The 12,148-nt window shown below is 33.1% G+C and carries 11 protein-coding genes; 3 read left to right on the top strand and 8 right to left on the bottom strand.

The window, feature by feature from the left end; genetic code table 11:
• The first annotated feature begins 67 nt into the window (after nt 1–67).
• The 3 genes from argJ to O99_RS02890 all read left to right on the top strand — a co-directional run bounded on the left by argJ (nt 68) and on the right by O99_RS02890 (nt 3,501).
• On the top strand, nt 68–1,306 hold the full coding sequence (argJ, locus tag O99_RS02900) for a bifunctional glutamate N-acetyltransferase/amino-acid acetyltransferase ArgJ (RefSeq protein ID WP_035006264.1): 1,239 nt from the start codon (nt 68–70) through the stop codon (nt 1,304–1,306).
• A 132-nt stretch (nt 1,307–1,438) separates the two neighbouring features.
• Nucleotides 1,439–1,852, top strand: a complete 414-nt coding sequence (mutT, locus tag O99_RS02895) for an 8-oxo-dGTP diphosphatase MutT (RefSeq protein ID WP_035006710.1) — start codon at nt 1,439–1,441, stop codon at nt 1,850–1,852.
• 293 nt (nt 1,853–2,145) lie between these two features.
• Complete coding sequence (locus tag O99_RS02890; protein WP_035006262.1) at nt 2,146–3,501, top strand: L-cystine transporter; 1,356 nt, start codon at nt 2,146–2,148, stop codon at nt 3,499–3,501.
• Nucleotides 3,502–4,676: 1,175 nt separating this feature from the next.
• On the opposite strand, the gene O99_RS02885 is transcribed toward O99_RS02890, so the two are convergent.
• The 8 genes from O99_RS02885 to O99_RS02850 all read right to left on the bottom strand — a co-directional run bounded on the left by O99_RS02885 (nt 4,677) and on the right by O99_RS02850 (nt 12,146).
• On the bottom strand, nt 4,677–5,171 hold the full coding sequence (locus O99_RS02885) for a F0F1 ATP synthase subunit B (RefSeq protein ID WP_035006261.1): 495 nt from the start codon (nt 5,169–5,171) through the stop codon (nt 4,677–4,679).
• Between the two features lie 11 nt (nt 5,172–5,182).
• Nucleotides 5,183–5,728, bottom strand: a complete 546-nt coding sequence (locus O99_RS02880) for a F0F1 ATP synthase subunit B (protein ID WP_035006708.1) — start codon at nt 5,726–5,728, stop codon at nt 5,183–5,185.
• Nucleotides 5,729–5,955: 227 nt separating this feature from the next.
• Nucleotides 5,956–6,186, bottom strand: a complete 231-nt coding sequence (locus O99_RS02875; protein WP_006589457.1) for a F0F1 ATP synthase subunit C — start codon at nt 6,184–6,186, stop codon at nt 5,956–5,958.
• Between the two features lie 54 nt (nt 6,187–6,240).
• Nucleotides 6,241–6,999, bottom strand: a complete 759-nt coding sequence (locus O99_RS02870) for a F0F1 ATP synthase subunit A (RefSeq protein WP_035006259.1) — start codon at nt 6,997–6,999, stop codon at nt 6,241–6,243.
• 2 nt (nt 7,000–7,001) lie between these two features.
• Complete coding sequence (locus O99_RS02865; RefSeq protein WP_035006258.1) at nt 7,002–7,427, bottom strand: AtpZ/AtpI family protein; 426 nt, start codon at nt 7,425–7,427, stop codon at nt 7,002–7,004.
• Between the two features lie 278 nt (nt 7,428–7,705).
• On the bottom strand, nt 7,706–9,139 hold the full coding sequence (gene der / locus O99_RS02860; protein WP_035006257.1) for a ribosome biogenesis GTPase Der: 1,434 nt from the start codon (nt 9,137–9,139) through the stop codon (nt 7,706–7,708).
• A gap of 4 nt (nt 9,140–9,143) precedes the next feature.
• Nucleotides 9,144–9,815 (bottom strand): DUF2659 family protein, encoded by a 672-nt coding sequence (locus O99_RS02855; RefSeq protein ID WP_035006256.1) that lies wholly within the window; start codon nt 9,813–9,815, stop codon nt 9,144–9,146.
• A 558-nt stretch (nt 9,816–10,373) separates the two neighbouring features.
• A complete protein-coding gene (locus O99_RS02850) occupies nt 10,374–12,146 on the bottom strand; it encodes an SLC13 family permease (protein WP_035006255.1) in 1,773 nt (590 codons plus the stop codon).
• Nucleotides 12,147–12,148: the final 2 nt, after the last annotated feature.

The following is a 12,148-nucleotide window of genomic DNA, read 5'->3' as shown; positions in this document are numbered from 1 at the left end:
GGGTCATTTTATAAAGCCCAGCACTTTTATTAAAGTATATTCAATTGCATTTATGGAAAAGCATTTAATGGCTGTAAAAATATCGCTTTTTTCACATAAACAACCACCAGAACTTCCACTATTATCCGGTGTGCGGATAGCTACAGCTAAAGCTGGTATTAAGTATAAAGATTGTACAGATCTTCTTTTAATTGTATTTGATAAGCCAGCTAATGTGGCAGGTGTTTTTACACGTTCAAAATGTAGATCTTCTGCTGTAGATCATTGTCGTGCGTCCCTTCTTCATGGGATTGCTAGAGGTCTTGTTGTTAATTCTGGCAATGCCAACGCTTTTACGGGGCACAAAGGTAAGCAGACGACAAATGCAATAGTTCATTCTGCATCTAGTATTTTGAAAGCGAGAGAAGATGAAATTTTTATAGCTTCTACGGGTGTTATTGGTGAGCCAATGGATGAGGCTTGTATTTTAAATCTTTTACCTGATATGGCTTCTACAGCAGAGGAGGGATGCTGGTTAGAAGCTGCGAAAGCTATTATGACAACTGATACGTTTCCAAAACTTGCAACGCGTCAATTTGACTTTGGGGGAGAGCTTGTTACTATTAATGGGATTGCAAAAGGTGCTGGTATGATTGCACCAGATATGGCAACGATGCTTTCTTTTGTGGTAAGCGATGCAGCGATTTCTTCAGATATACTCCAAATGATGTTATCAGAGGCTGTTCAGGAAACTTTTAATTCAATTACTGTTGATAGTGATACTTCGACGTCTGATACATTAATGATCTTCACAACAGGAAAAGCGAAGAGTTGCCTTCCTTGTTTGACAAGCCAATCAGATCCTCGTTATTGGATATTTGTAAAGCACCTGCGTGAGCTTTTGCACGAACTTGCATTACAAGTTGTTTGTGATGGTGAAGGAGCTCGTCATTTAATTGAGGTATCTGTTATTGGTGCTACAACAAATAGTGCTGCTAAGACTATTGCTTTATCAATTGCAAATTCACCACTTGTAAAAACAGCTATTGCAGGCGAAGACGCTAATTGGGGAAGAGTTGTTATGGCGATTGGTAAGGCAGGTGTTGAAGCAGATCGTGATCGATTAAAAATTTGGTTTGGTGAACATCGTTTGGCTGTTAATGGTGAACGTGATCCTCATTATAATGAGGAAGCAGTGAGTGCTTATATGAAAGGTCAACATATTAAAATTTGTGTTGATATTGGTCTTGGAAGCGGAAAAGCAACAATTTGGTCTTGTGACTTAACAAAAGAATATGTTGCGATTAATGGTGATTATAGAAGTTGATTCATAAAATATAAACTCGAATATTTAGTATTTATATACTTTTAAAGAATACTGGATATTTAGTTGTTTATTCTGGAATAGGGCTTTACAATAGCAAGAATGATAGTTATCTATTATTCTTTTGGTCATAGTATGCATATAAAAAATTCACTCCTTCTTGTTGTTGCATGTGCTTTATTAGACCATGATAATCGAGTGTTGCTTGCGCAACGGCCTCAAGGAAAATCGCTAGCTGGTTTATGGGAATTTCCCGGTGGAAAAATTGAAAATGGTGAAACGCCAGAGACATCGTTAATTCGTGAGTTAGCAGAAGAGCTTGGTATTCATGTTCGGCAGGATAATTTATTACCCTTAACATTTGCAAGCCATAATTATGAAACCTTTCACCTGTTAATGCCATTGTATATTTGCCACCGTTATGAGGGCGTTCCAAAAGGACGAGAAGGACAAAATTTAGAATGGGTTTGCATGAGCAGTCTTGATGAATATTCTATGCCTGATGCTGATAAGCCATTGATTCAAGCTCTAAAAAATTTTGTTCTTTAATATTCTGATAAAGAGAAAATATTTATAAACAATGGGAAATTTCTTGTACTAAATATTTTCTGATCAAGGAATCTTAAGTGGTTGTATTTTAAAAGTAAGGCCTTTGAGATAAATTGTTTGATTATTTTTGCACATTTGATTGTGCAGTGTTTTGCGTTGGATTACGAGAGTTATTGTGCGTACATTTATTTTTATTAAGTTACGTTATTTTAGATAAAATAATTATTAGAAATAAATTATTTGTAGATAAAAAATATTTTTAAATTTAAAAAAAATAATACTAGGAATAAATAATGACATTTAGTTTTTTTATTAATTTATTTTTATTTATTGTTTTTTTGTTATGTCTTTTCCATTACAAAAAAATTAAAAAAAATCTTACATTGCAAGTTATACTAGGTCTTATAGTTGGTTTAATTTTTGGTAGTATTTTGCAGATTATTTATAAGGAAGGCAATCCTATTCTATTAGAGTCTGTTGAATGGTTTAACATTGTTGGCGATGGATATATATCGTTATTAAAAATGATTGTTATACCATTGGTTTTTGTTTCTATTGTTTCTGCAGTAGCACATTTACATTCTATTTATGCTGTTGGTAGAATTGGCATAATAACAATTTCAATACTCCTTTTAACGACATCTTTTTCTGCATTGATTGGTATCTTTATTGTTAATTTCTTCGGACTCACTGCAAGTAGTCTAGTACATAAAGGAGAAGATATATCTACTCTTCTTGGAAGCCATATTTCTCAGCTTGAAAATATCAGTATACCAAAGTTGATTTTATCATTTATTCCTCAAAACTTATTCGCTGAGTTAATAGAAACAAAGCCTACATCAATTATTAGCGTTGTTATTTTTTCAGCTTTTTTAGGAGCAGCGGCTATTCTTTTAAAAAAGGATGAACCGGATAAAGGGGAGAAAGTCCTTTTATTGATTCAAATTATGCAGTCTTGGGTTATGCGATTAGTGCGTATTATAATTTCTTTAACACCTTACGGTGTTTTTGCTCTAATGACTAAGGTAGGAGCAACTTCAAATGCTGCAGATATTTTAAAATTACTGGTTTTTATTGTTATTTCTTATGTTGGCATTACCCTTATGTTTGCAATTCATGGTATATTACTGAGTATCTCAGGTATTAATCCATTCCGTTTTTTCAAAAAAGTTTTTCCCGTTTTAACATTCGCTTTTAGTAGTCGTTCAAGTGCTGCTAGTATTCCTCTGAATATCGAGGCACAAACTCAATGGATTGGTGTCCCGCAGACAATTGCAAGTTTTGCCGCTTCTTTTGGTGCAACAATTGGTCAAAATGGTTGTGCAGGACTTTATCCAGCAATGCTCGCGACTATGATAGCCCCTTCTGTTGGCATTAACTCTTTCGATCCTCTCTGGATAGCTACCCTTGTTGGTGTTGTAACATTAAGTTCTATTGGTGTTGCTGGTGTTGGAGGAGGAGCCATTTTTGCCGCATTAATTGTTTTACCAATTATGGGACTTCCTGTTACTTTGTTAGCTGTACTCATTTCTGTTGAACCTCTAATTGATATGGGCCGTACGGCTCTTAACGTAAATGGCTCAATGTTAGCTGGAACTATGACAAGTCAGATATTGCATACAACGGATAAAAGCATTTTTGAAGGATGATTTTCATATTGAGATGATCGCTTTTCATGTTTATTTCGATATAATCTCTGTCATTGATTAATAATTTTATTTTCTTATAGAGTAGCTTTTTTCCACAAAATATAATATCTCACAAAGCTACACATTATCACAAATATAGTTTTGTGGTAAATCTGAATTTTTATAACCTTAGGACTACTATCTTAGCTCTTTTATCAATTTTAATGTTTCTGGAAATTTACATACTTTTAAAATTTTGTTATCTTCATAGATGCTAGTTTGGAATAGATCAAGCAATTGCTTTTGTGTGGTAGCTTTTTACTTTAGAAAAACTTACTGAAGTTACCTTCTTTTATATTTCTGAAGTCTTTAGGAACTCTAGTACAATAAAGTTTATAATTATTAGTTATTATTTGATTTCTTCTAGAAGTTCATATTTTGGATTGCAGGTTTTTAGATATAAGATATCTTTTTTTGTATGTAGTAACTTAATGTTTAATGTATTAAATGTTTATAATCTGTGAGCCAAGGAGATACTACTTTTTCTTATTATAATAAATAAATTATAATGCTATATTATAATTGCTCACTTTAATGCCTATTGTAAGATGGTCGTTTCTATCTTGACTTGATAAAAATTGACTAAGATTATAAGATTTTGCCATTGGTAAAAGAATATTATTAAAATGGTTTTATCTAGTAAATTTGGATTTCACTTCTAATGTTCACGTAGTAGCTGATGCGCATTATAAAATGCTTTTTTATAAGGCTATGATTAAAACTCTAATTTTAATATTATTTTCTGAATTAAGAGTATTTCTCTTTTTCAAAAGAGAGGTCTTTAGTATTGAGCTCTTATATCACACTTGTGGCAAATAAAGCTTTTATTATTAATCAGATTAAAGCGCTTTGTTATTTAAACTAGAAATTTCTAGTCATAAAGCAAGATTTAAATTAATCATTACCTTACTTATTTTAAAATTTGTGATAAAATTGAAATAAGTAAAAATCAAACGATCAATTGCTTTTTTATTAGCTCAACTTAATGATTTATAAAGTAATTTTTCTCTTAAGATTCTGTTGATGATAGAACAGATTTTACCTCAATGATATATCTAAAAAGCCAAAAATAACCTTGATAATTAACAAGGACAATATCTATTTTAAATATTTTAAAAAATGCTAATAAAAACATATCAATTAAAATATGTTTCAATCTTTTTTAGAGATTCTTTAACAAGAGGCTCTTTAATCAAGCTATTAGCTTGTTCAGCATCTAATTCTTTCATAAGAAGTCTATTTATGGCAGAGATTGCTAAATCAACAGCAGTTGAAGAAAGCGTCCGAATTGCATTTGCTTCAGCTTGAGCAATTTTTTGTTCCACTAACCGACTGTGATTTTTTATATATTCCTCTGTTTTTATGCGAGTTTCAGAAAGCATAGCTTCAACTTTATCTTTAGCATCAGCAATTATCTCTTGTGTTTCTTTTTCTATTTCCAAATGTTTACGCTGATATTCAGCAAGCACTTTCTGTGCCTCTTCACGAAGACGAAGAGCTTCATCAAGTTCATCTTTAATGTGTTTGGCACGTGTATCAAGTTTACGTATTATTGCATTGGGAACTTCAAAATAGACTAAAAGAGCCAAAAAAAGAACTAATCCAATAAAAGCCCAAAATGTATCAGTCATTTCCGCAATCCTTAATGACTTACAGCTTTAATAGCTGAACTAATAGATTTCTTACTAATATCAACATCAATTAACTTCTTAATGATTTCAAAAGCAATTTCTTCTGCGATTAAATTAACATTTTGCATTGCTTTGTTTTGAATCTTTTTTATTTTATTTTCAGCATCTTCTAATTCTTTCTCCAAAGCTGCTTCGATTTTTTCTCGCTGGAGCTCAGCTTTTAATTTAATTTCATTATTTGCTACCTGTATTATAGTTTTTGCTTCTAAACGAGCTTCTGCTAATTTCTTTTCGCAAATTTCAATTACAGTATCCGCTTCTTGTTTCATCCGCATTGCCTGATCTAAATCGGAAACAATTCGATCTCTACGTGTTTCAATAACACTACCGATACGTGGTACGATTACACGAGAAATGAAGAGATAAAAAAATCCAAAAGAAATAGCTAACCAAAGAAAATGCGAACCAAAATACACAAAATCGAAAGGTGGAAAGGTACGACTCGCATGCTCCGTAATACTATTAAGCTCTCCCTTACCATCATGACACTCTGGCATTTCAGTATTATCATGATCAAATTCTGTCCCATCATCAAAATGATCTGGCATTTTAGTATCTTCTACATCATTGCTGGCAATTAACATTTTATTTTCCTTCGAAATAATCACTCTGTCTCTATTAAATCAAAGTTTCTGATAAGCAGTAACTTTCTTTTTATTTAAGAACTAAAAATTGTACCTGTTCTCAAATAATTTATAAAACAGACATGCTTTTTTGAAGGTAATTAGACGGCGAAAAGCAGTAAAAGAGCAATAAGCAATGAAAAAATACCTAAAGCTTCTGTAACAGCAAAACCAAATACTAAACGACCAAATTGACTATCTGCTGCTGATGGATTTCGTAAAGCACCAGAAAGGTAGCTTCCAAAAATATTTCCAAGACCTAATGCGGTTCCAGCCATACCAAAGCAAGCAAGACCAGCTCCAATATATTTTGCTGCAAGTACTAATTCCATATCATTCTCCTTTAAAACGAAATTGCATAATTTGACGGAAATCCGTCGGTTTTATTAATGTCCTGGATGGACTGCATCATTAATATACATACAAGTTAGAACTGTAAAAACATAAGCTTGAAGAAAAGCAACCAAAAATTCAAGAGCCGTAATTGCTACAGTCATAGCAAGTGATAAAATTGCACCGCCCAAACCTATGATTCCAACCCCAACCATTGAAACAATGAAGCCAGAAAATACTTTAAGTGTAATATGACCTGCAAGCATATTAGCAAACAGACGAAATGAAAGACTAATAGGACGAGATAAAAAAGAGATAATCTCAATCATTGTAACTAAAGGCAGTACGATCACAGGAACACCACTAGGAACAAAGAGTTTTAAGAAATTTAACCCATGTTTATAAAAACCGTACCCAATTACCGTTAAAATTACCAACATTGCTAACGAAAAAGTAATTACAATCTGAGAAGTAATTGTATAAAAATAAGGGAATAAACCAATAAAATTAGCAATAAGAACAAAAACGAATAACGAAAAAACTAAAGGAAAAAATTGCATTCCCTGTGTACCAGATGATTCTCGCAAAGTTGATGCCACAAATTCATAAAGCATTTCGGAAACAGATTGCATTCGTGTTGGAACTAATCGTCGACTTGATGATGAAATGAAAAGAAATAATGAAGAGAGAATAACTGTCAAAACGATAAAAAATGATACATTTGTAAATGACAAATCCATGTTTCCAATGGAAATATTAATCAATCGTGAAACCTCGAATTGATGTATAGGATCCGGAGCGTGCGATGTCACTTTTAAACCTCTTTATTATCTTCTTTACTTTGTTGCAAAGTCCTACGTTGTTCTAATCGACTGGGAGCAATATATTTTACAGACCGAAGAACACTTAGTATACCAGCAACGAATCCAAGAAAAAGAAAAAATACTAATCCCCATGGTAACGAACCTACTAATTTATCAAACCCAAATCCTAAAACAGCTCCTACGATAATATTTGCCAGAAATTCACTTGACAACTTAACAGCATATGCCATTTTTTTTTGTTGCTCTTGTCCTCCGACTTTAGACTGCTCTTTCGTTAATATTTTTTTACTGATTAAAGCTAACTCTAAATTCCGACTACGACATTCTAAATCTTCTGAATAAAGAGAAGAGACTCGTTTGTGTTTGCGTCTCTCAACATCATTTTGTGGCATATCGGGTTCATCGCCCTTCGCCATAATTGGCTCCTTAATCAAAAAAAGGTTAAAATACACTGTATTAGACTTTATTTAGCATATTGCTGTCAGATTTATTCGTCAAGTCCTCAAAAGAGCTCTACCACAAAGATTTTTGTATATAAATAAAAACATCTAAAATTTATTTTATTAGGTAGAAAATCAAATAAAACAAATATCATATCTTAAATTTCAACAGATTCACAAACACTTATTTTTGATAATAAGTGATCGAATATCGATTTTTAATTTTATAAAATTAAACAATATGTAAAAGAAAATCACTTCTTTTTTGCTTGTTTTGCAAAAGGATTATCGGATGTTCGCAAAGATAGACGAATTGGTACACCTTGCATATCAAATTTGTCTCGCAGTCCATTAGAAAGATAACGCAAATATGATTGAGGCATTTCTTCTGATTTTGAACAAGAAATAACAAATCCAGGAGGCCGTGTCTTAACTTGTGTTATGTATTTAACCTTAAGTCGACGTCCAGAAACGGCGGGTGGTGGATAATTAATAATCATCGTTTCAAGCCAGCGGTTCAGTTTTCCTGTAGAAATACGACGGTTCCATACACGGTGCATCATCGTAATATTTTCCATCAATTTATTAATTCCTTGACCATATAGACCTGATAAAGGAACGGCTCTTAAGCCACGCACTTGAGGAAGAAGGCGAGTACATTTTTCATATAAAGTATTTAATGCTTCATGACGATTTTCAATAAGATCCCATTTGTTAAAAGCAATGATAGGAACACGTCCTTCACGAATCACAAGATCAGAAATTTGTAAATCTTGTTTTTCAAAAGATGTCGTTGCATCAAAAACAATTACAACAACTTCCGCGAAACGGATTGCACGTAAGGAATCCACAACAGAAAGTCTTTCTAATTTTTCTTGAACTTTTGATTTTCGACGCAAACCTGCAGTATCAAAAAGTTTAATGCGACGATTATTCCATTCCCAATCTACAGAAATAGAATCGCGAGTAATACCAGCTTCAGGCCCTGTCAGTAAGCGATCTTGTTTCAACATGCTATTAATAAGTGTTGATTTCCCTGTATTTGGACGACCAACAACTGCTATCCGTATGGTTTTTTTTTCATCGTAAACAGGATCTTCTTCTACTGTGTTATCAATATTATCGCTAATAGATGAAATCTGTGCAGTAGTATAAGTTTTTTCTTTTTCTTGCCTCAGATTAAAAACTTTATCTGCACCAATAGCCGCTACAATAGCATCACGAAGGTCAGAAAGACCATGACCATGTTCAGCTGATATTGGGCAAGGTTCACCCAATCCTAATGACCATGCTTCATATTCTCCTGCTATTGCTGTTTTTGACTCAGATTTGTTGGAAACAAGTACGATTGGTTTTCCTGATTTACGAATGAGTGAAGAAAAGTCCAGATCACTTGGTGTTATTCCGCTTTTAGCATCAAGAACAAATAAAATAAGATCTGCTTCATCAATGGCAATTTTTGTCTGAGCACGCATACGTCCTTCAAGTGTATGGTTATCTGCTTCTTCTAACCCTGCTGTATCAATAACATCAAAATGTAGATCCTGAAGCTTAGCTGAGTGGATACGTCGATCACGGGTTACGCCTGGTTGATCATCAACGAGAGCCAACTTTTGTCCAACCAAACGATTAAATAGTGTTGATTTCCCAACATTAGGTCGACCAACTATAGCAATGGTAAGGCTCATCAATTTATTCCTTATTTACCTTTCCACTTGCTTGAATAAGCTCAAGCATAATTTTCGCTCGATCTGTTATTTTAAATCCTAGAGCGTTCTCTTCAACAATTTTTTTGAAATAATAAACTGCCTTTTCCATTTTATTCGCTTTATAAGCAGCTAAGCCTAAGGCTTCTCTTGCAGACATGCGCATAGGATCAATATCATTGGCCATTTCTTTAACACGTTGCATTACATCGTCAAATGTTCCTATATCAATTAAAATATAAGCTGCTCGAATTTTTGCAACTTCCCGTAAAATCTGTGGTGCTTTTTCATCTGCTGCGATCATATCAAATATTTTTACTGATTTAGCATTATCACCTCGTTGCGTCCACAAAGAGGCTTCAAGTAAACCTGCAAGAAAAGGATATCCACCAAAATTAGATTGTTTAACACTTTCTAATTTTTTAATTGCTTCATCGAAATGATGTGCATCAGCTAAATCAAGGCTTGTTATAAATATATCACCAACATTATTGGCTTTATTTATCTGCTGCTGCTGATAAATTTGATAGACAATGATCGTCAAAACAAAAATAATAACTGCACCAATAACCAAAAAACCATAACGTTTCCAAAAATTATAGAATTTTTCTTGACGGAGTTCTTCATTAACTTCATAAATAAAATTATCATGTGTCATATAGTTTGCCTTGAAAAAAATATTCTGCGTTTTTACATAAAATGTATAAAATTAGTAATCTTAATCAACAAAGAATTCTATAATTTGGATTGACAAAATTAGAATGAGTGTCTGTTTTTATCAATTGAATTTTTTAATTATATACTACTTAAAATTTCTGTAAAATTTGTCGATTGATATTCGGTGTTGATGTGCTTGACCTTTATAAAAGCATGAAAAGCTATTTTCAATGACTCATTCAAATACATTGCAGATTATTTAATTCTTTATTATTTTTTGCAATAAATCTGTCATGATAATGACTGAATACACAGGTACGGCGTAAGTTAATCTTATTATCGATAGTTTTTATTGTTTGTAAAAATTTTATACGAATAATTTTATAGAGAATAAATACTTAAATATAGCATTTAGATGAAAATAATCATATTCTGAATATTCAGTTTATATAAGTTTATACAATTTCAATAATATTATCCCATCTCGCTTTTTTTATCTAAGCGGTTTTTTCTACGGCGTACATCTATTATCTAATACATCTATTATCTAAAAAGTATTTTATTGTAGTGGCCACACCCACATTAACATGGGAACAGAGACGACTGCTATTAATATAGCTAATGGGATACCAAAACGTGGATAATCACTAAAACGGTAACCCCCTGGCCCCATTACCAACATATTACATTGATGTCCAATAGGTGTGAGAAAATCACATCCAGCACCTATTGCGACAGCCATTAGGAAAGCTTCAGGTTTATAATGGAGAGAATGCGCAAAGCTTGATGCAATTGGCGCTATTACCATTACTGTAGCTGCATTATTCAAAAATGGTGTCACCAACATTGCTGTAATTAAAATAAGCGCCAATGCTCCAGATGGTGGTAAAAATACAGCTAATTGACTTAGCCAATGACCGATTAAATTTGTACATCCTGTTTTTTCTAATGTTTCACTTACTGGAATGAGAGCAGCCAATAATATCAATATTTGACCATCTAGAGTTTGATATAAATTTCGTATCGGAAGGACACGAAAAACAACCATTGCGACGGCTGCTGCAAAGAAAGATAATGCAACTGGAATAATCTGAAAAGCGGTTAAAGCAATTGCTATAAATAAAATAGACAAAGCTGCAAGACTATGTCGTAAATTACCAAACATAATATTACGCTTTGCTAATGGTAGGCATTTTAATTCCCGTAACAAATTTGGAATAACTATATCTTGCCCTTGTAAAACAATTACATCTCCAAGACGGAAAACAATGTCATTAAGCCTTCCTCGAATCCTTTCATGTTGACGGCTTAATGCAAGAATGTTCACATCATAACGCTCAAAAAGTGAAAAATTTTTAGCACTAATGCCGATAAGAGGTGAGTCATGTGAGATAACTGCTTCAATAATATCAATTTCACTGTCTTTATCATTTGTAGGTACAGTGCAGCCATTAAAAAACTCCAAACGGGAAGAATTAATGACAATATCTAAACCTTTATGTGATCCCTCCAATAACACAATGTCTCCTTCAGAAAAAACAAAATCTGGTAAGGGAGAAATACAGCATTTATTTCTAATAATTTGTAGAACCATAACTTCACCATTTGATGGTTTAACAAGATCAATAATGGTTTTGCCAATAATTGGAGAATAAGCTGGAATATGTACTTCTGAAACATAGTTACGAATATCAATAGCATCATCAAATGATACATTTGGATGTGTACGGATAGGCAGCCGCCAGGAAAAAAACACCAAATACAATACTCCAGAAATAGCAACTACTATGCCAACTGGCATGAAATCAAACATAGTAAAAGGAACTCCTGTCAAACGTTCTTGCATAGCTGAAATAACGATATTAGGAGATGTGCCTATTTGCGTCATAAGACCACCCAATAAAGAGCCAAATGCCATTGGCATTAAAAATACTGATGGTGTAACCTGAGAACGACGAGCAAACTGAAAAGCTATTGGTAGCATGATAGCCAAAGCACCAATATTTTTAACAAATGTTGATAAAAGCATGACAGAGAGAACTAAAAAAGCAAGCTGAAGCCGTATCGATTTTACATCAAGCCATATATGTTGAATAATTAATTCCATCACACCAGAGCGTGATACAGCTGCACTAACTACAAATACACTACCGACAATAATGACAATATCATTACTAAAACCACTAAACGCTTCTTTTGGACTAATAAGACCTACCGTGCAAGCAATCAATAATGTACAAACAGCAACAAGATCATAACGAAATCGATCCCAAATGAAAACAATCATCATGAGACAAATGAGAGAAAAAGCCATTATTTGATCTTCTGTCATGA

Origin of the sequence: Bartonella rochalimae ATCC BAA-1498, assembly GCF_000706645.1 — a bacterium.
Taxonomy (GTDB): domain Bacteria; phylum Pseudomonadota; class Alphaproteobacteria; order Rhizobiales; family Rhizobiaceae; genus Bartonella; species Bartonella rochalimae.
This window is presented reverse-complemented; position numbering and strand designations above follow the sequence as displayed.